The sequence below is a fragment of the Bacteroidota bacterium genome (genome assembly GCA_020402865.1).
In the GTDB taxonomy this organism is placed as follows: domain Bacteria; phylum Bacteroidota; class Bacteroidia; order Palsa-965; family Palsa-965.
This window is the reverse complement of the sequence record JADBYT010000011.1, coordinates 51,163-71,956: the sequence shown is the minus strand read 5'-3', so window position 1 is coordinate 71,956 and position 20,794 is coordinate 51,163. Positions and strand designations below refer to the sequence as shown.

Here is a 20,794-nt window from a genome sequence, read left to right as displayed (position 1 = left end):
ATTCACTCAAACACACCCTACACATCCATGCAACCCATTCGCATACTCTCACTCGACGGTGGCGGTATGCGCGGCATTATTCCCGCGCGTTATCTGCAACTGCTTGAAATCCGTTTAAACGAGCAGCGCAAAGCCAAAGGGCTTTCGCCCAAGCCGCTGTACAGTTATTTCGATATTATTGCCGGTACATCTACGGGTGGTCTTATCAGTGCGGCGCTTACGGTGCCGGATGCCACGCGGCCATCGCTGCCGAAGTATAACCTGCAGGACATTATTGATATTTACCTGAAAGACGGGCAGCGTATTTTTCCCAGGCCCGGCCTTTGGCGCAAGGTAAAAGGCTATGTGCTGGGCGGCGAAACACTTTATGCGCCCGATGGCATTGAAGCCGTGCTGCGCGAACGAATGGGCGAGGTGCGTTTAAAGCAAACGCTGAAACCCGTGCTCATTTGCAGCTACGATATTTTCAATAACGAGCCTCGCTTTTTCAAAACCCGCGAAGCGTTTGAAACCGAAGACGAAAACTTTACCTTGTTTCATGCCTGCCGTTCTACCTCGGCCGGGCCTACGTATTTTCCACCCTGCCATTTTAAACACGGCAACCGCGAGTTTAACTGTATTGACGGCGGTGTGTATATAAACAACCCGAGCATAGGCGCACTTGCCGAACTCATAAAACATGCACGCTATTACGTGGGCGACCGCCGCATTGATGATACGCTGAGCAATGTACACGTGCTTTCTGTAGGCACGGGGCGCTACAACGGTCAGCTTTCCATTCGTGAATCGGAGCGCATGAGTGCGGTGAAATGGATACAGCCCCTGCTCGATATTATGATGTATGGCGTGAACCAAACCACTGACTACGTGCAGAAGCAGGTGCTGCTTGAAAAAACAAATTACCTGCGCTTTAACGTGGAAGTAAAAGAACAGAAGTATTCGGCTATGGACAATGCCGCGCCGGATGCACTGAACTACTGGGACACACTTTCGAAAGAAGAGTTTGCCCGCAAAACGGCCGATCTGGATGTGTTTTTGCAGGCCAGCGGTATGCTTGACTAAGCGTTGTATGTAGCAGTATGAATAAACGCCAGCCTTTTGGGCTGGCGTTTAGTTTGCAATTATTTAAACAGGCTTTAAGTTAATTCATCGAAGGATCTTCCGGGAAACCAGCCATAAGGGCATGATCGGCGCTGATACTTCGCATGACACGGCCCCAGTTTTCGTTGAAGTGGCGGTCGAAAATAAGTTCGTGTGAGGCGCGGGCCACGTACCAGGAGCGGTCTTTCATTTCGCGCTCCAGCTGATCGGCTTCCCAGCCGGCATAGCCAATAAAAAAGCGCACGTTGTGCGGGCCCAGCATACCGGCGGAAAGCAGTTCGCGCACCTGTGTAAAATCGCCCAGCCACCAGAGGTTTTTGCTTACCTGTATGCTGCCTTCAATGGTATCGCCAAGGGTGTGTATGTAGTAAAGCTGATCGCGCTGCACGGGGCCGCCAAAATGTACAGGCTCATCGTACTGCGGAAAATCGTCAATCACTTCGTGCAGGCGCAGCTCTACCGGTTTGTTAAGCACAAAACCCAGCGAACCTTTTTCGTTGTGTTCGATGAGCAGCACTACGGCGCGTCGGAAATAATCATCGTCGAGAAACGGATCGGCTACCAGCAGGCGGCCTTGAGTAGGGGTAAATGTATTGGCCGGGAATAATTTCATTACCCCAAAATAAACAAAAACCCTGACCGTATTTTTTTGTTTAACGCTTTGTTTTCCACATTAACCAAACCGATGTCAGTTTTATTTACCACACTGCTCAGCTGTGGAAGCATTGCGGTGTGTAACTTTGGACTCGTTCAGATGAATTGGTTTATGGAAAATTTAAGAGATTACATAAACAAACTACGCCACGATTTCTCCAAGCTTACGCTTGATGAAACGATGGTACACAGCAACCCTGTGCAGCAGTTCGAAACCTGGTTTAAAGCGGCTGTAGAGGCGCAGGTAAACGAACCCAATGCCATGGCGGTTTCAACCGTAAGCCAGGCGGGCCGGCCTTCGTCGCGCATTGTGCTGCTGCGCAATTTCGACGAAAACGGTTTTGTGTTTTACACCAACTACAACAGCCGCAAGGGGCACGAAATAGCGGCCAATCCGCATGCGGCGATGCTTTTTTTCTGGCCCGAGCTTGAGCGGCAGGTGCGCATTGAAGGACGTTTGCTTGTGCAAACCGCCGCCGAAAGCGACAGCTATTTTGCCAGCCGTCCGCGCGGCAGCCGTTTAGGCGCCTGGACATCGCCGCAAAGCAGCAAAATAAGCAGTCGTCTGGTGCTTGATACTGAGCTGGCGGCAATGGATAAACGCTTCGAAAATCAGGAAGTGCCGCGGCCCGAATGGTGGGGCGGTTATGTGTTGCAGCCCGATTATTTCGAGTTCTGGCAGGGCCGTGAAAGCCGCCTGCACGATCGTATCTGCTTCGAGAAAGATGCCGCAGGCCACTGGATTACCGCGCGCCTTGCGCCGTAGCAGCGGTTAACTGCGCTCTGCTTCGCCGGCCTGAAGTCCGGTGTTGAGGATTTTCTGAAACTCTTTCTCCAGCAGTTCAGGCTCACGCACCGATTGCTTTACCCAGGTAAGCAGGATATCTTCTTTTTCGGTTTCCGATAACTGCCACGGCAACGCATCGGTGAGTTTCTGTTTGATTTCGTACAAACAGATAGCGGCTGATACAGAGATGTTGAAGCTCTCGGTAAATCCGAACATCGGAATTTTCACAAACTCATCGGCCTCGTTGCGTACTTCCTCCGAAATTCCTTCAATTTCGGTACCGAAGAACAGCGCAATTTTTCCCTTGCTCACATCCAGATCATAAATCATCTGATCGCGTTCGTGCGGGGTAGTGGCCACAATGCGGTAGCCTTCGTTGCGTAAATGCTGAATGCAGGCCTGCGTGTTGTTTTCGTGCTTGTTGTGGTAGTGCAGGGTGAGCCATTTTTCGGCACCTTTTGCCACTTCGGCACTGGGGCGGTAGCGGTTTCGGTTTTCAATAATGTGTACATCCTGAATACCGAAACACTCGGCACTGCGCAGCACGGCGCTGGCGTTGTGTGTCTGGTAAATATCCTCAACCGCCACGGTTACATAGCGTGTGCGGTTGAGGATGTAATTTTCGAATTTCTCTTTGCGTTGTTCGCTGATGAAGCCGATGAGGTAATCATACAGCGCCTTGTTGTATCGCTGCATGATTAAATCTTTTTCTGCGAACGTGCCATGAGGTGGCACATGCGTTGTAAAAGGCGTGCGCCCACGTTGGCATCCCACTCGTTGAGTCCGTTGGGATCGGGAGCCACTTCGTTCAGGTCGAGTGCAATAATGGTGCGGCCGCTTTCCACTACCTGCTGCATGAGATATACAGCCTGCTCAAACTCAAAGCCTCCGGCCACAGGCGTTCCTGTGTTCGGGCAAAGCTTCGGATCAAGTCCGTCGATATCGAAGCTGATGTAAACTTTTTGCGGAAGCTCGTTTACAATGATGCTGCACTGTTCGGCCCAGCTGCGGCCGGTGTAGGCTGCCTGCTTGATGTCGCGGTCGTAAAACGTAACCACGCGGCCGTTTGAGTTTTCCACCAGTTCGGCTTCGGCCTGGCAATAATCGCGTATGCCCACCTGCACTAATTTGCTGATTTGCGGAATGCGCAGCGCGTTGTACATTATGGACGCATGTGAGAAGATGAAGCCTTCGTATGCTTCGCGCAAATCGGCATGCGCATCAATCTGTAAAATGGCAAAGCTTTCGTTGCGTGCTGCCAGTGCTTCGAAGAAGCCGAAGGGTGTGCTGTGGTCGCCGCCCAGCAGCGCCACGCATTTGCCTTTATCGAGCCAGTGGCCGGTGCGGTCGTTTACATGGCCGTTGAGCTCTACGCAGGCTGCGTTTACAGCGTTGAGAATAGCTTTCAGTTCGGGCTTTTGCCCGGGATCATCGCCGTTGATGATGGCGTCGATATACAGTTTTGCTTTTTCGCGAAGCTCCTCCGATTTTGCTTTTACGCGCACCGGCAGTTCATCAATGGCAATGCCCGATTTCCAGGCATCCTTCACATACGGATCATACAAATCAACCTGAAACGAGGCTTCGAAAATGGCTTCCGGTCCGTTTGCCGTACCGTCGCTGTACGATACGGTTACGTCCCACGGCACGGGCACAACCACGGTGTCGGCTTCGTCGCAGGTAAACGGCAAACCATAAATGGAACTATTGGGATCGCCCGGGCTGTTCGGGTCGAAAGCGGCAATTTTTTCGGCTTTGGTCATAAGGTAAAAATTCAGCCGCAAAGCTACGAAAGCCGTTTCACCTGTGTGCAAAAGAAAACGGCAATGTTCGAAAGCGAACATTGCCGTTTGCAGAAAAGTAATGGAATTACTTGTTGATGGTTTTGTTGAGATCGGTGCCGGCTTTGAATTTGGCTACTTTTTTGGCGGCAATCTTAATTGCTTTGCCGGTTTGCGGATTGCGGCCCATGCGTGCTGCACGTTTGCTCACCGAATACGTACCAAAACCAACGAGGCTGATTTTGTCGCCTTTTTTCAGCGTTTTTGTGATGGTGCCGGTAATCGCGTCGAGTGCGCGACCGGCATCGGCTTTAGACAGGTTGGTTTCTGAGGCAATCGCTTCAATGAGTTCAGCTTTGTTCATGATGTTTTGTTTTTTTGGTGGGATGAATGAACAATACAAAGCTATCCGATCCTGGCAGAAAAGCAAGGATATGCGTACAAACCAGTAATTTTTCTTTGCTACAGTGTGCGTACAAAAAGAAAGGCTGCCTCATTTTCATGAAGCAGCCTTTTTTAGATGTAAACAAGTGCCCTGAGGGCGTTTAATTACTTGTTAACGGTCTTAGCCAGGTCGGCACCAGCTTTGAACTTAGCTACTTTTTTAGCAGCAATTTTGATGGCTTTGCCAGTCTGGGGATTGCGGCCTGTGCGGGCAGCACGCTTGGTTACTGAGAAAGTACCGAAGCCAACGAGGCTCACGCGGTCACCTTTTTTGAGGGCTTTGGTTACAGCACCTACCATTGCATCAAGTGCACGGCCGGCATCAGCCTTAGAAAGTTTTGACTCACCAGCGATAGCGTCGATCAGTTCTGCTTTGTTCATGACGTTTTGTTTTGTTTGGTTAAAGATTGATTGTTACTGAACGTGGCAAAAATAATGGCAGTTCCTTACTGTGCAAGTGTTTCACCTCACAAACCGTCGGATTTGTTGATAAATAGGGTGGTTTGTTAATAAGTGTAGGGGATAATGGCTGCTGTTGCGGCTTTCAAGGCAGCCGAAAGCCGAAAGTGGCGTGAGCGGCTATTTTGCGGCTTGTGTGCCGCTGTATTGTGCTTATAGTATCGGTTTCAACGTTTATGTGTAGAAATTCCGAAGGCGGAAGTATCGCTTCCCTGTAACCGTTACCTCAGTACCGCATCGGGCGGAAGCCTGTATCCGCGCAGGAAATCAACCGTTTGCATACGCTTTTTCCCGGCGGCCTGCAGTTCGTCTATATATAGGTATCCCTGCGCTACAGCTACTTTAAGCGTGTTTGCTTCGCTTACTGCTGTGCCGGTTGGCAACTGGTGTGTGGCCGGCTCAAAACGTGCTTTGAAGAGTTTTAAGCCCAGCGCAGGAGCCTGGCTGCTGTGCAGTTCGGTCCAGGCAGCCGGGTAGGGGCTCAGGCCGCGTATCAGATTGACGATTTGCTGTGCAGGCAGCTGCCAGTTGATGTGAGCATCTTCGCGGAAGAGCTTGGGCGCGTCGGGCAGTATCTCGCCGGGCTTTACAAACTGCTGCTGCGGCACAGCGGGGCAGTTGCCTTCGGCCACGGCGTTTACCGTTTTAAGCACCAGTGCAGCGCCGGTGTGCATGAGCCTGTCGTGCAGCTGACCGGCCGTTTCGTCGTGGCCGATGGGCAATGCCTCGCGGAAGGCAATATTGCCCGTGTCAATTTCGTGCTGCAGGAAAAAGGTTGTTACGCCCGTTTCGGTATCGCCGTTCATAATGGCGCGGTTAATTGGTGCGGCGCCCCGGTAGCGCGGCAGCAGCGAAGCGTGCAGGTTAAACGTGCCCAGCCGCGGCATATTCCACACCACTTCGGGCAGCATGCGAAATGCTACCACAATCTGTAAATCGGCTTTGAGCGCAGAAAGTTCCTGCAAAAATTCAGGGTTCTTCAGTTTCTCCGGCTGTAAAATGTGCAGGTTACGTGTTAAGGCAAACGCCTTCACATCGCTGTGCTGAAGCTGCTGCCCGCGTCCGGCCGGCTTATCGGGCGCAGTAATTACGCCCACCACATTGCAGCCTGCATCAAGCAGTGTTTTCAACGGTTCCACGGCAAAACCGGGTGTGCCCATATATACAATACGGAGCGCGCGTGCTTTTTCTGAAATTTCCAAAATACTAATTGCGGTTATCTTTTTTTAATGTCGATTACCTTAATCGTTTCGCCGGCCATGCAAATGCTTATGCGCTCTTCTTTCTGGTATTTGAGCCACACCGGCAAACTGTCTTTCTGAAATTCGCTGAACAGAAAATCAGGTTCCATTTTCTTGTCATCGTCGTTCGGATCCTCGTTGTCGAGCCTCAGCATCCACCGGCATCCGTCGAGCTCATAATCCACCACAAACGCCTTTACATAACCCTGTGCGGCATAGTCGGTGGTTTTTTCGGTTTCTTTTTTCTTCAGGAAACAACCGCCGGTGGTCAGGGCAATGAAAATGAGGAGCAGAAGATGTTTATGTTTGTACATGGGTCAAATTTTTGTCAAAAGTACATGAATCGTTCCAAACTGCATCTTTTGCTCGGCCCGTTGCTGGCGGTGCTCATTCTGGCCTTTGCCGATATAGACAGCAGCCGCCCCGAAGTAACGCGCATGGTAGCCGTGGTGGCGTGGATGGCCTGGTGGTGGCTTACCGAGCCGGTGCATCTTGCCGTAACTGCGCTGCTGCCCATTGTGCTGCTTCCGCTGCTGGGCATAGCCGCCGTAAAGCCGGTGGCGCAAAGCTACATGGACGATATCATCTTTCTTTTTATAGGCGGTTTTCTGCTGGCCTTTGCGGTTGAACGCTGGCACCTTCACCGGCGCATAGCCGTGCGCATACTGCTGGCGGTGGGCACAAAGCCATCGGGCATTTTGCTGGGCGTAATGCTTACGGCGTTTCTCATTTCCATGTGGATATCAAACACCGCTACGGTAATGATGCTGCTTTCGGCTGTGCTGGCCTTGCTGCATCAGGTAGAAGAGTTTATGACCAGCGAAAAAGAGCGGCAGCGTCTGGCCACCGCGCTGCTTATTGGTCTTGCTTACGCGGCCAGCATTGGCGGCATGGCCACACTGGTAGGCACGCCCACCAACATGATTTTTTACAGCCGCTACCTCAAGGAATTTCCCGGTGCCACCGACATGAATTTTGTGGAATGGATGAAATGGGGGCTCCCTGTAGCGGTGTGTTTGCTGGTGGTGGTGTATTTCATTCTCCGCATGGTATTCATAAAGCGCGATATGAAGCTTGACATTGAGCGGAGTTATTTTCTGGATGTAAAGCAGAAGCTGGGGCCACTAACGTATGAAGAAAAGGTAATTGGCGGCGTATTTGCCGTAACGGTGCTGCTCTGGTTTTTTCGCAGCGATATTGATTTCGGCAGTTTTACGCTGCGGGGCTGGGCCTCGTTGTTTGGCAGCAAGGCCGGGTGGATGCAGGATGCCTTACCGGCTGTGCTGGCGGCGCTGGTGTTGTTTCTCTGGCCCTCGCGCAGCGAGCCGGGGCGCAACCTGCTGCAGTGGAAGGAAGCCGAGCGCATTCCGTTTGATGTGATTTTACTTTTCGGCAGCGGCTTTGCACTTTCGCTCGGCTTTCAGGAATCGGGACTGAATGAGTGGCTGAAGCAAAGCCTTTCGGGCCTGCAGGGTTTTCCGCTGCCGGTGGTGGTGCTGGGCATGTGTATTGTAATCGCTATCATTTCCGAGTTTGCCTCCAACGTGGCCTGCATACAGCTTATTCTGCCCATACTGCTTGCCATGGCCGCACCGCTGGGTGTGCATCCGCTCGAACTGCTTATTCCGGCCACGCTGGCCTCGTCGCTCGGCTTTATGCTGCCGGTGGCCACCGCGCCCAACACCATTGTGTTCAGCAGCCGCCGCATTCGCGGCCGCGACATGTATAAAGCCGGCCTGCCGGCTGATGTGGCGGGTATTGTGCTTATTACGCTGATGACGATGCTGGTGACGATGTTCAGGTGAGGGTTGAGGGAAGGAAAAATTTGTTTTATTTAAATATTATTTGAAACACCTGAAGGATTGAATAATTAGCCCGGATTGTAACGGAAAACGCGCAGGAGTCAATATGTTTTCACATGTACTATTTCCCGAGCATTTGGAGTGGAAAGCCGGAACAGTTGGTAATTTATTGCAGTTAAGGTTCGCTCCTTATTTTTTTGTGCATTATTTTTATTTTCAGGTCGAACTGATTATTTCGATACCATTTCTTTTTTTTCTGAATAATTTAGGAGGACACTAAGAGCCTGTTTATCTATCATCCTTTGGCTTTGTTTCGTCTCATTTTTTCTCATCCTGCGTTCTGTTTTTTGACGATCCTCTCCAAGGAGCGCCTGTAAAACACGCCTTGTCTGAGGAAAAATGCGCTCAAAACAAATCTCAAAAACAAATGATAAGCTGGCTCTAATTGTTTTTTATTTATGATGGTTTCTATGAATTATACTCCAGTATGGGTATAATGTAACAGCCGGAACAACATAACTGCTGTTCCGGCTGTGTGAAAATGCAACTGTCTGATTTTCTCTTTCCCGTTGGCTTCCGCAAGCTGAGCCTCCGTGATGCATTAGATTCCGGTGGCTTCGACAAGCTCAGCCTCCGTGAGGCATTTGATTCCGGTGGCTTCGACAAGCTCAGCCTCCGGGAGGCATTAGATTCCGGTGGCTTCGACAAGCTGAGCCTCCGGGAGGCATTAGATTCCGGTGGCTTCGACAAGCTGAGCCTCCGTGATGCATTTGATTCCGGTGGCTTCGACAAGCTCAGCCTCCGGGAGGCATTAGATTCCGTTGGCTTCGACAAGCTGAGCCTCCGTGATGCATTTGATTCCGGTGGCTTCGACAAGCTGAGCCTCCGGGAGGCATTTGATTCCGGTGGCTTCGACAAGCTGAGCCTCCGTGATGCATTTGCTTGCGGTGGCTTCGACAAGCTCAGCCTCCGGGAGGCATTAGATTCCGTTGGCTTCGACAAGCTGAGCCTCCGGGAGGCATTAGATTCCGGTGGCTTCGACAAGCTGAGCCTCCGTGAGGCATTTGATTCCGGTGGCTTCGACAAGCTGAGCCTCCGGGAGGCATTTGATTCCGGTGGCTTCGACAAGCTCAGCCTCCGTGATGCATTTGATTCCGGTGGCTTCGACAAGCTGAGCCTCCGTGATGCATTTGATTCCGGTGGCTTCGACAAGCTGAGCCTCCGGGAGGCATTAGATTCCGGTGGCTGAGTCCCGCATTTTCTGCGGGGATCGAAGCCACCGGAAAGTACTAATGTGTAATCACCACTTTCTGCTCAAGCAGTTTACGTGTGGCGGTTTGAATGATGCAGAGGTAAATGCCTTCGGGCAAATCACCAACCTGTGTTCCAATGCGGCCGCTCTGGTTGCCGAGTGTTTCGGTTTTCACCACGCGGCCGGTCATGTCGAGCAGCACAAGTTCTGCGGTTTCATTTTCGCCCAGCACAATTTCGGTGATGAGTTGCTGGTTGGCCGGGTTGGGATAGAGCAGGGCTACCTGTGCATTGTCTTCCACAGCTGCAAGGCGGTTGGGGTTTGTGCATTCGTTGAGTGCGGTGGCTGTTTGGCTAATGTTTGCCTGCGCTACAAGTGTGGGGGCAATTGAGGCTTCAAAGAAAGTACAGTTTACTAAGGCTGGTACATAGCTGAAGTTGACAAATCCAAAGTTCTGCGGACAGGTTCCAGCGCCTGCCGGATTGGCGGTTACAACCCAGTTGTATGATGCGCCTGCGGCCGATCCCAGCCAGGCCACGGTGCGCTGATGTGTGCCGCACATAATAGTAGGCGTAGCGGCTACCGAGCCAAGTGAAATATCCACAAGCTCTTCGCTGCCTGCTGCCGGGGGCTGTCCGTAAATACGATAACCCAGCGGGGCGAATGCAGATGTAACGCCCACAACAAATCCGTTTACATTGCCCACGGCATCGGTTTGGCGGCCCACCATGAGGTAATTGCCGCCGATAAGCGCCATGCGGCGCGGAATATTATCGCCGGGCAAACCATTGCAGGGCGTAATTACCGGTGCTGCGCCCGCCACAGTAATGCTGGCAAAAAACGGTGTGTTGGGTGCTCCGCCAATGTAGCCGCCAATGGTGTAATCAGCCACAGCCGGGTTGCGCAGCAAATCAGTAGCAAACTCGCGGCGCATTGGATCGCCAAAGGCGCGGATGTAAGTGATTATGCCGCCTGTGGTTACACGCACCAGCATAATCTGCGAATCGCCGCTTGCAAGGTTGCGGCTGTTACCCAGACACACATATTCGTTTATACTGGTATCGTGAATAACGGTTACCGGTGTATCATCACCCTGACAGCCGTCGAAATAACGGTTAAACACTATGGCGCCTGTGTTGGCATTCACCACTACCAGCTGAATCTGGTTTGTGCCCTGTGTAAAAATCTGTGTGAGGCAGAGGAAGCGTTGCAAAGTAGCATCATACGCCACCGAAGCACCGCGAAGCGGACCAATTTCACGTTTCCAGAGGAAAGTACCGTTGACATCGGTTTTAATGAGCACGGTTTGTGCAGGTGCTGCGCTGGTGTAACAGAGCATACCAAAGCCCGGTGTGGCTGTGTTGGGCGATTCCACAATACTTACCGCTTCGCACACGCTGCCTGCCGGAGCTGCATTGAGCGAGTAAAAACGATGAAACACCGTTGCGCCGGCGTTAGTGTACTTCGCAATAAATGCCGAAGGCACGTTGCCTGCCGAAAACGCCGCACCTGCTACTACCATACCAATCGGGGCCGTGGTAGAAGTGGTCTGAATGATCTCATTTCCCCGGCCACGATCATACGTACCCGGATTGAAATGATAGTAAAACTGAATCTGTGCCTGAAGCGTTCCGCCAAGAAACAGCGCAGCCAGGCCAACCTTAGTTAGCAATTTTGTTTTCATGGGTGAGAGTGTGCGTGTAGAATTACAGCAATAAGGTATGCCGTGATTTCTGGTTAATTGACTAACTGTATGCGCAAACAGTGTGATTTATGCAGCAATGTACATAGCTGATCTTACCAAAGTCAAGCAGAAGATACTAACAGATTTAGTTAACGCAAATTACCGTCATTTTATATCCCAAAAAACAACCGGCAAGCATGCTTACCGGTTGTTTTTATACAATTAATAGAATGATAGTTAAAGGTTATTCCACATAAATTACCAAACCTTTCAGGTATTCGCCTTCGGGATGATAAATATTTACCGGATGATCGGCCGGTTGGGTGAGGTGATGCAACACACGTACATTTCGGCCCGTGGTAATTGCAGCGGCCATAACGGTAGATGCAAACAAATTGCGGTCAACCACCTGCGAGCAGGAGAAGGTGAAAATAATTCCGCCGGGGCGAATTTTTTTAATCGCCTCTGCATTTAAACGTTTGTAGCCCATTACGGCGTTGTGCTTCACATTCACGTGTTTGGCAAACGCAGGCGGATCGAGAATGATCAGGTCATAAACATTCTCCTTATCTTTTAAATATTCGAATGTATCCATGGCCACGGCTTCGTGGTTGGTGATGCCGTTTAATTCCATGTTTCGGTTGGTAAGGTCAATGGCTTTTTTCGACGCATCTACACTGTGTACCAACGTGGCACCGGCTTTGCCTGCATATACTGAAAAGCCGCCGGTGTAGCAAAAGGTATTGAGTACAGCTCTTCCGGCCGAGTAGTGTGCCAGCAGCGCCCGGTTATCGCGCTGATCGACAAAGAAGCCTGTTTTTTGTCCGCTCTCCCAGTCGATGTGAAAGCGGTGGCCGTTTTCGAGCACTTCGGTGCCGCCCTGGCTTTCGCCCAGCAGGTAGCCGTTTGTGGCAGCATAGCCTTCCTGTCGGTGCAGCGATTCGGCGCTTTTATCGTAAATGGTGTGCAGTTCGCTGCCCATGGCTTCGCGCAAGGCGTTGCAGATGGCTTCGCGTTCGCGGTGCATGCCTATGCTGTGCGCCTGCAACACAGCTGTGCCGTTGTAGTAATCCACAATCAGCCCGGGCAGTCCGTCGCCCTCGGCATAAATCAAACGGCATACATTGGTGTGCGCCTGCCCAAGCAGACCGGCCTTGCGGCGGAACTCAACAGCACGATTTATTTTCTGCGACCAGAAATCGGCACCGTATTCGCCCTCGCCAAAACTCAGCATGCGCACGGCAATGGAGCCTTGCTGGTAGTGCCCGCTGCCGAGATATTCATCGTGGTTGGAATACACATCCACCACATCGCCGTCGAACACCGGCCCTTTAATTTTTTTGATGGCGCCCGAAAACACCCAGGGATGAAACCGGCGCAACGACTGGTCTTTGCCCGATCCGAGAATAACAATGCTGCGAGTTGACATAGGCGGCAAAGGTAATCACATTGCGGCAATTGAAAGACTGCCGCCCTTTATCCTGAACCGCCACGGCAGCAACGCATGGTCGGCCGCATAATCAACACCCACACGCGGGCCGGCAATTAGTTGTGCAGGAGCAATACGAAGGCCGGTTTCTTCAAGGCGTATTTCGCCTGTGCGCAGCGACATGCCCGTGTGCGAAGTGTGTATGCCAAGTGCCTGCGAAACCGTGCCCGGCCCGGCCGCCAGCTTGTGCAGCGGACCGTAATTTTTTCGCCGCTGCTGCATGGTTTCAATACCCTGTTCGGGCTGAATGCCGCGTATGAGTATGGCGTGCGGCACACCGCGCACATTGGTCACAATGTTAAACAGGTGATGAATGCCGTAGCAGAGATACACGTACGCCACACCGCCTTCGGCATACATCGGCTCGGTGCGCGCGGTGCGGCGACCGTTCCACGCATGCGAGGCTTTGTCGGTTTCGCCGGCGTAGGCTTCGGCTTCGGTAATGATGCCGCTGGTGAGCTGGCCGTTAAATGTAGTAAGCAGGCGCTTGCCCAGTACTTCCTGCGCCAGCTGCACCACATCGCTGCGCAGATACCAGTTTTTTGCTACGGGTTTGGCCATGTGCTAAATTAGCAGTTATGCGACAAAGGGAAGCTGAATAACCGCAACAGCAATCAGCGAATTACATTTACATGGGTCAGTTTGCGTTCAAACACATTGCCGGCGCAAGGTGTGCGGTATGATACAATTACTGCATACGTATCCTGCTGCACGATTTCGTTATTGAAGCGGCCGTCCCATGCCTCGTTTATCGAATAGCTTTCAAACAAAAGCTGGCCCCAGCGGTTGAAAATGGTAACATGAAATTCGCTCACTTCGCTGGCGGTGGCGCGGAACACATCGTTAACACCATCGCCGTTCGGGGTAAATGAATTGGGAACATACAAGGTGCCTTCGCCGGGTGTGCCGGTAACTTCCACACTGTCTGTAAGCACACAGTACTGATACGTGACCGCTACGTGGTAAATACCGGCTTCGCTGACTGTAATAGAAGGTGTAACAGCACCGGTGTTCCAGAGATAAGCAGAACCGGGTAGCATATTGGCTGGGTTGAGCGTGAGTTGTGAATACGTGCAAAGGCTTTGTGCCGGCCCCAGTTCGGGCTGAGGAGCTATTGTAAACTGTAGCGTATCGGAAGCCGAACAGTTAAGTGCGGTAGCCGTAACATAGTAGCTGCCTGCATTATTTACGGTTATTTGCTGCGTGGTAGCACCTGTGCTCCAAAGCCAGGAGCTGCCGCTGTTTCCCGCATCGAGCGTGAGTGGTTGCGGTGTGCAAAGCAGCGTATCGTTGCCGAGGTTAACTACAGGCAGCGTATTGAATACGACTAAAGCCGTGTCGTGAAACGTGCAGAGGCTGTCGGTAATGATTACACTGTAATTGCCTGTTGTGGTTACGTTGATGCTCTGTGCAGTGGCACTTGTATTCCAAAGCCAGGTTTGTCCGCCTCCGGCATTCAGCGTATTTGACTGACCGGCACATAATACACTGTCGGGCATTGGCGGCGGAGTTGCGATGAGTGAAATCTGCACAGAGTCGGTATGTGTGCAGCTGCCGTTATCGGCCGTAACCCAGTAAAGACCGGGCGTTGTGGCTGTGATGATTTGTGTGGTGGCACCTGTGCTCCAGGTGTAGGTGAGCCCCGGATTGCCAGCATCGAGCAACTGAGCCGGCATATTTCCACAAAACAGGGTATCGCTGCCAAGTGCCACAAGCGGTGGCTGAAGTACAGTCAGGGTTATTGTAGTTGTATCGCGTACGATGCATGAACTGCTGTCTTCGGCAATGAGTGTAACGGTGTACACGCCGGGTAATGTGTAAGTGTGTACGGGAGCTGTATTTGTGTTTACCGGCGAGCCGTCGCCAAAATCCCAGTAGTAATTTACACCGTTGCTGTTATTTACAAAACTCACATTGAAAGGCGCACAGCCGGAGTTTGAAGGTATTGCTGAAGCCTGAGCCACAACACCTGTTGGCGGAAATGCAATTTTAAATGCGCACACATCATATCCTCCTGAATTATTTGTGGCGCTGAATGCACTTGACGAAACCGGGAAAATTAGAAGTGAATTCTGGCAGGTAGCATGATAAATTGTACCCGCTGAATCAAACCGGCATTTGCCGGATTCTGTATGGTTGCCACCGAAAAATGTGGCATGCGAAAGGGTCAATGCATCTTTTGATAATACGGCAATGTAAGAGCTGCCGGGCGAATTGGCTGCGGTATAAATTGCGTTGGCCGTAACCGGCGTGGTACCGTAAAAACCGGCAATATGAATATTCTCACATTCATCAATCATAAATGCTGTAAGCTGTGCCCAGTCCAGGATGTTGCCGGTTCCAATTTGTGTGGAATAAATTACAGTCTGTAACAGCGGATCAAACTTGGTAATGAACGTGGCACTGTTTGGGTTGCTGTACACACCAGCTGTGGCAGGAATACCCGATCCTCCTGTTGCATTGCCATATACATATATATTTCCTGCAGCATCGGTTTCAATAAATGCACAAAAATCAAATCCGGAAGTGCCATAATAGGTGGAGGAAACCAATGCAGTAGCTGATGAATTGAAGCGTGAAATAAATCCATCATTTATACCCAGAAAATTGCTTTGCAGGGGTTGCTGTAAGGGGAAATTTCCGCTGTTTGTATATCCGCTTACAATAATATCGCCGTTTACAGGGTCAATCACATTGTCCGTTCCCGTTTCGTCACCACTTCCTCCGAGATAAGTTGAAAAATCAAGTGTAGTTAATCCGGGCGATAAACTGAATAAAACCGCATCCACACCTCCGCCGGAGGTTTGCTGAAAGGTGCCCGCAGTAACCGGGAAATTGGTTGATAATGTATTGCCTGTAACTACAAGATGACCTGCAGATGTCAGGCTGATATCGCCCGGATCAGTGATTAATCCCCAGCCGTCATCATTGCTTCCTCCCACGTAGGTGGAGGCGAGCATTATACTTCCGGAGGCATCAATCTGGGTAATTACAAAATCATTTTGCCCGTTTGCAGTATTGTCATACACACCTGATGTAACCGGGAAATTAGTTGATGAAGATGCTCCGTAGATAAACAAATCGCCGGCGGGAGAAGTTAGCAGGGTGAAAGGCACATCAAAAAAACTTCCACCGATATAGGTTGAATATACCAATGCCGATGCAGTGCTGTTGTATTTGGTGATTGCCATATCAATTAAACCCGCAAATACAACACTGAACGCCCCCACCGTAACCGGGTATCCTGCGCCAAAGACCTGTGCACCACTTATTAAATTTCCCTGATTGTCGGGTGCTGCGCAGTTTCCGAAGGCTATAGCCGGTGAGCCCGAATAGGTAGAACCAACCAGCGTAGGATCAATAATAAGTGTGTATTCGGGATCATAACCATCCGGAAAATCAAAGCCAAGCAGATTGCCGTTTACCGTATAACGGCATTTTACAGGTACTTTACTGTTTCCGACATGTTGCCAGGCTACGGGTTGTTTTTCAATCATTTCGCCAGTACTCAATTTAATCAGCAACGAGCCGTCTTTCTGTAGTTCAATAGCTGCACCTTCGTAGCGGAGTTTAATCTCAGCTGCATCTCCGCCGGGATACACCTCAAAATCATATTTAAACCACTGCGCTTCGCTGTAGGTTTTAATATTGATATACGGATATACCCCGTACCCGGTAACATATTCAAACCGGCCTACACGCGATGCCCATTCGCTTTTATTGTTTCCGATAAAATAATTGCTGTAAGCCTCCTGCCTGTTGTGCCCTTCATACCGAATACTGTTTTGCCCCCCTTCAAAGTAAACAGCCCAGGTGTGACACTGTACTTGCTTTTGCATAGCAAGTATTTTTTCCGTTTGCGAAACGGCATCATGTAACTGTTCATGCACGTCGTGTATATCCTCCATACGCCAGGAGGAAAACAGGAGCCTGTTGTTTTCGAGAAATACACTTCCGGCCTGAAGATTGGCTTTAAATGCAGCCTGCAAAGGCCACTGCCCCTTGTTCTCCTCATATACAACCTGCGCCGGTTGGTTTTGTCCATTACTGGTTTCGTGAAAACACAAAACGATTAATACTAGTATTATTTTAATAAAAACTGATTTCATAACTAGTTGTTTGCCACAAGAAAATTACCACCTTTCTCTTTTTTCAGCAGGATAACTTTGCAACTGGCAAATCATACGTTTACTTAAATTACCGCAGTATGATAATTTTATATGATATAAATAATTGATTATCATTTTTTTAAATGGAAGGTAATTAGGCGGGTTACTAACAATGATACTGGTTAGGTTCTTGTTTTTCAGAAGCTTGATTTAATGTTGATTGAGAGGCAGTAGTTATGTATATGTGAAGAGGAATAACCATTCTAATTAATTAGATGGGAGTTAAATACAAAACGGCTGCAATCGGAAATTGCAGCCGTTTTGAGAATGTTATCATTTCAGTTACCTCAGCACATTCACATGGGTTACTTTTCGTTCCTGCCTGTTATTGTTGCAGGTGGTGCGGTAATCAATTACCACCACATAGGTATCTTCCTGCACAGTGGTGTTATTAAACTGCCCGTTCCAGCCATCGTAAATGTCGTTGCTGGTGTAAAGCAGTTGTCCCCAACGGTTGAATACGCGCATGCGGAATTCGGTAATTCCTGTGCCCATGGCAAGTAACTGTTCGTTTTTGCCGTCGCGGTTGGGTGTAAATGTGTTCGGAATGTACAGTGCGCCTTCGCCGGGCATGCCGGTTACCAGAATGCTGTCGGTAACTGTGCAGGGCCCGTTCTGAATTACCACACGATAGGTATCGGGCTGGGAAATCTGAATGGTGGGCGTTACTTCTCCGGTGTTCCAAAGGAAGGTTGCGGTGGGCGGGAATGTACCGGGATTGAGTGTGATATCAAGTACTTCGCAAAGCGTAATGGAGCTGCCTAACTCCGGTTGTGGTGTATAGGCAATGGCAATTGTATCGAGTGATGCACAGTTGTTTGCCGTAACCATTACGTGGTATGAACCTGCGGTGGTGGCGTTGAATGTTTGCGCGGCACTGCCATCCTGCCAGAGATAGGTGGCACCGGGATTGTCGGCATCGAGCAGCAGATCATCGGGTGTACACATGGTGGTGTCATTTCCAAGATTCACAACCGGATAGGGGAAGAAATGCACGTGTACGGTGTCGTAAAATACACAGGGGCCGTCGGTAATGGTTACATCATAATCGCCGGTGGTGGAAACAGTAATCGACTGAGTGGTGGCGCCGGTGCTCCAGAGCCAGGCTTGCCCGCTTCCTGCTGTTAATGTATGTGTTTGGCCTACGCAAAGCGAGTCGTTTACCAGCGGCGGCGGCGGTTGCACAAGTTGTACTACCACTGAGTCGGTATCGGAGCAGCTGCCGTTGTCGGCAATTACCCAGTAAGTACCTGCCGCAGTGGGCGAAATGGTTTGCGAAGTAGCTCCGGTGCTCCAGGTATAGGTGAGGCCGGGATTGCCCGCGTCCAGTGTGTATCCGCTTATGGTTGAGCAGAAGGTTGAATCGAGACCAAGATCAACTACGGGAGGAGCAAGTACGGTAATGGTGAACTGCAGTGTATCATGCGTTACGCACGACGTAGAATCGGAGGCAATAAGCGTAACCGTGAATGTGCCGGTTACCGTGTATGTATGCGTGGGCGAAACAACTGTGGTTGTCGGTGAGCCATCGCCAAAATCCCAGAGGTAATCTATGCCGGTACTGTTGTTGGTAAACGATACGGTGTAAGGTACGCAACCGGTATCGCTTGGTGAAGCTACCGCCTGTGCACTTACGCCCACCTGCTGGAAGTCGATTTTAAACGGACAAATATCCCAGCCCGGGCCGGGGCCGGTGTTGTAGGCGCCTGGCGTGGTGGGAAAGCCTGCACCGCCCTGACACACGCCATGATACACAATGCCCTGCGGGTCGAAACGGCTTGTGCCGCCGTCAACGTGGTAACCGCCGTAAAGTGTGCCGTAGTTAAGTGCCAGCGCATCTTTTGCAAGCACGGCAAGGTAACATGAACCGGGAGCATTGGCGGCTGTGTACAGTGCATTGGCAGTGGTGGGATAGCTGTTGCCACCAAAACCGGCAATGTACACGTTCTCGCAAATGTCAACCATAAAGGCTGTGGGAGAGAGCGTGCCGAACATAGTGCCCGAACCGATTTGTGTAGAATATATAATGCTTACAAAAAACGGATCGAGTTTGGCTACAAACATCGGGCTGTTGGGGTTGTTGTACACACCGGCTGTAATAGGAGCACCGGTGCCGCCGGGAGCAATACCGTAGATGTACACATCGTCGCCACTGTCGAGATCAAGGAAGAAGCACTGGTCATCGCCGGAAGTGCCAAAAAAGGTTGCTGCGGCAAGCATGGTGCCTGCCGGGTCGAGGTGAGCCACATACCCATCGCTTGTGCCACCCGGACTTACCGACTGGTAGGCCCAGGGTGAAGCCGGGAACGAGGCTCCAGAGGCGGTGGAGCCGCAGAAATAGACTTCGCCCGAGTTGGCACTTACGCGTACACCCTGACCGCTGTCGTTGTTTGTGCCGCCAAAGTAGGTGCAGAAATTCATGGTGGTAAGACCGGCGTTGAGCGAAAATACCACCGCATCCTGCTGGCCACCCAGTGCAGGCTGCACACAGCCCGGCGTGGTGGGGAAATTGGCAGAACTGCTTACGCTGGCCACTGCCGCATTACCGGCACCGTCCACAATAATTTCGCCACGCTGCTGATAGCCCAGCGCCATCATGTCAAGCCCGTCAGATCCGCTTCCGCCCACAAACGTAGAACCCACAAGCGCCGAACCTGTCGGGTTCAGTTCCGTAACCAGAATATCGCTTGAACCATTGTGTGTGCCATCAAAACATCCCGCTGTAACGGGATAGTCGGTTGAGTTTACACTTCCAAAGATGTAGAGGTTACCGTTGGTGTGCACAAACATACTGTGTACATATTCGTCAGATGTACCGCCTACATAAGTAGCCCAGAACAGGGTAGAAGCGGTCTGGTCGTATTTACTGATGGCAATATCCACATAACCTCCAAACGTTAAATCGTATGCGCCGGGTGTAGCCGGATATCCCTGACCGAAGCAACGACCACCGGAGAAAATATTTCCCTGATTATCAAACGTGGCTGAGTGGCCGTAGGTGGTGGCGGTAGAACCCGAGTAGGTTGCACCTACCAGTATGGGGTCAATAATGAGCGGAAGATTTTCGTTGTAGCCATCGGGAAACGAAAAACTCAGCACATTACCATTCAGTTTATAAAGGCAGCGAACCGGAATTTTTTTTCCGTTATCCATTTGCCATGCCACCGGTTTTTGTTCAATCACATTGCCTGTTTGCGGATTAAGCAATAGTGAACCGTCTTTTTGCAGCACCGGAGTTACACCTTCGTAGCGCAATTTAATTTGCGATACATCAGCTCCCTGTGCCACAATAAAATCATACTTAAACCAGCCTCCTGCACTGTATGTGCGCAGGTCAATGCCATCGTACAGTCCGTTGTAAAGTACACCGCCAAAACGCTGCACGTTTGAAGCCCAACGTTGCGGATTGTTGCCGATGAAATAGTTGCTGGTAGCCGTTTCGCGATTTTCTCCCTGCGCAGTTGTCTGCAGGTTACCTCCGTCGAAATGTACGTACCATGCATGGCATTTTACTTTTGCATTGCGTGCATTTTCCCAATCGGCATTGGTTTTTGCATCGTGTTCCATTTCATGGATGCGATCCAGATCGGCCAGACTGTGTGTGCCGAAAGTGAGTTTGTTTTTTTCGAGATACACAACGCCGCCCGGAAGATCTGCTTTGAACAGAACCTGAGAAGGCCACTGGTTTTTGTTTTCCTCGAAATAAATGTGCGGATCAGGAGCTGCTATTTTAGCTTGAGCCGGAGGGTTGCTGCCTGCATGAAGATACATGCCGGATACAGCAATAATTGTAGGGAGGAGGAGGTTTCGCATGTGCGTAACTTATTGTTTGCCAAGAGCAAGGTACGCCAGTTTTAGTATTCAGGTCAATAGGGCGGAGGATATTAATTTTAAATATCTTACGTATCCAAACCGAATTTCAAACTCATTT

General features: G+C 50.7%; 16 protein-coding genes. 4 read left to right on the top strand and 12 right to left on the bottom strand.

Annotation, left to right across the window (positions count from 1 at the left end):
* Window positions 1-27: 27 nt before the first annotated feature.
* Window positions 28-1,062: a patatin-like phospholipase family protein gene (locus IM638_09615; protein MCA6363285.1), complete on the top strand. Its 1,035-nt coding sequence runs from the start codon at window positions 28-30 to the stop codon at window positions 1,060-1,062.
* Window positions 1,063-1,141: 79 nt separating this feature from the next.
* Here IM638_09615 and IM638_09610 read toward each other — a convergent pair whose 3' ends face one another.
* Window positions 1,142-1,714: a YqgE/AlgH family protein gene (locus IM638_09610; protein MCA6363284.1), complete on the bottom strand. Its 573-nt coding sequence runs from the start codon at window positions 1,712-1,714 to the stop codon at window positions 1,142-1,144.
* Window positions 1,715-1,867: 153 nt separating this feature from the next.
* Between IM638_09610 and pdxH the strand changes: the two genes are divergently transcribed.
* Complete coding sequence (gene pdxH, locus IM638_09605; GenBank protein MCA6363283.1) at window positions 1,868-2,521, top strand: pyridoxamine 5'-phosphate oxidase; 654 nt, start codon at window positions 1,868-1,870, stop codon at window positions 2,519-2,521.
* Between the two features lie 6 nt (window positions 2,522-2,527).
* On the opposite strand, the gene IM638_09600 is transcribed toward pdxH, so the two are convergent.
* The 6 genes from IM638_09600 to IM638_09575 form a co-directional block, all read right to left on the bottom strand.
* A complete protein-coding gene (locus IM638_09600; GenBank protein ID MCA6363282.1) occupies window positions 2,528-3,238 on the bottom strand; it encodes an RNA methyltransferase in 711 nt (236 codons plus the stop codon).
* Between the two features lie 2 nt (window positions 3,239-3,240).
* Window positions 3,241-4,305, bottom strand: coding sequence for an agmatinase family protein (locus IM638_09595; GenBank protein ID MCA6363281.1), 1,065 nt, complete (start codon window positions 4,303-4,305; stop codon window positions 3,241-3,243).
* Between the two features lie 106 nt (window positions 4,306-4,411).
* Window positions 4,412-4,687 carry an HU family DNA-binding protein gene (locus IM638_09590; GenBank protein MCA6363280.1) on the bottom strand — a complete coding sequence of 92 codons (276 nt, stop codon included), beginning with the start codon at window positions 4,685-4,687 and terminating at the stop codon, window positions 4,412-4,414.
* Between the two features lie 185 nt (window positions 4,688-4,872).
* On the bottom strand, window positions 4,873-5,148 hold the full coding sequence (locus IM638_09585; protein MCA6363279.1) for an HU family DNA-binding protein: 276 nt from the start codon (window positions 5,146-5,148) through the stop codon (window positions 4,873-4,875).
* Window positions 5,149-5,447: 299 nt separating this feature from the next.
* Window positions 5,448-6,386, bottom strand: coding sequence for a methionyl-tRNA formyltransferase (locus IM638_09580; protein ID MCA6363278.1), 939 nt, complete (start codon window positions 6,384-6,386; stop codon window positions 5,448-5,450).
* A gap of 56 nt (window positions 6,387-6,442) precedes the next feature.
* Window positions 6,443-6,781, bottom strand: coding sequence for a hypothetical protein (locus IM638_09575; GenBank protein ID MCA6363277.1), 339 nt, complete (start codon window positions 6,779-6,781; stop codon window positions 6,443-6,445).
* A gap of 24 nt (window positions 6,782-6,805) precedes the next feature.
* On the opposite strand from IM638_09575, the gene IM638_09570 reads away from it, so the two are divergent.
* Together IM638_09570 and IM638_09565 are read left to right on the top strand one after the other, a co-directional pair.
* Window positions 6,806-8,272, top strand: a complete 1,467-nt coding sequence (locus IM638_09570; GenBank protein MCA6363276.1) for an SLC13/DASS family transporter — start codon at window positions 6,806-6,808, stop codon at window positions 8,270-8,272.
* Between the two features lie 532 nt (window positions 8,273-8,804).
* Window positions 8,805-9,518 carry a hypothetical protein gene (locus tag IM638_09565; protein ID MCA6363275.1) on the top strand — a complete coding sequence of 238 codons (714 nt, stop codon included), beginning with the start codon at window positions 8,805-8,807 and terminating at the stop codon, window positions 9,516-9,518.
* A 40-nt stretch (window positions 9,519-9,558) separates the two neighbouring features.
* Here IM638_09565 and IM638_09560 read toward each other — a convergent pair whose 3' ends face one another.
* From IM638_09560 to IM638_09540, 5 genes are all read right to left on the bottom strand, one after another.
* Window positions 9,559-11,205 carry a T9SS type A sorting domain-containing protein gene (locus IM638_09560; protein MCA6363274.1) on the bottom strand — a complete coding sequence of 549 codons (1,647 nt, stop codon included), beginning with the start codon at window positions 11,203-11,205 and terminating at the stop codon, window positions 9,559-9,561.
* A gap of 244 nt (window positions 11,206-11,449) precedes the next feature.
* Window positions 11,450-12,634, bottom strand: coding sequence for a class I SAM-dependent rRNA methyltransferase (locus IM638_09555; GenBank protein ID MCA6363273.1), 1,185 nt, complete (start codon window positions 12,632-12,634; stop codon window positions 11,450-11,452).
* Between the two features lie 15 nt (window positions 12,635-12,649).
* On the bottom strand, window positions 12,650-13,255 hold the full coding sequence (locus tag IM638_09550) for a DNA-3-methyladenine glycosylase (protein MCA6363272.1): 606 nt from the start codon (window positions 13,253-13,255) through the stop codon (window positions 12,650-12,652).
* 53 nt (window positions 13,256-13,308) lie between these two features.
* Window positions 13,309-16,803, bottom strand: a complete 3,495-nt coding sequence (locus tag IM638_09545; GenBank protein MCA6363271.1) for a gliding motility-associated C-terminal domain-containing protein — start codon at window positions 16,801-16,803, stop codon at window positions 13,309-13,311.
* Window positions 16,804-17,145: 342 nt separating this feature from the next.
* On the bottom strand, window positions 17,146-20,676 hold the full coding sequence (locus IM638_09540) for a gliding motility-associated C-terminal domain-containing protein (GenBank protein MCA6363270.1): 3,531 nt from the start codon (window positions 20,674-20,676) through the stop codon (window positions 17,146-17,148).
* Window positions 20,677-20,794: the final 118 nt, after the last annotated feature.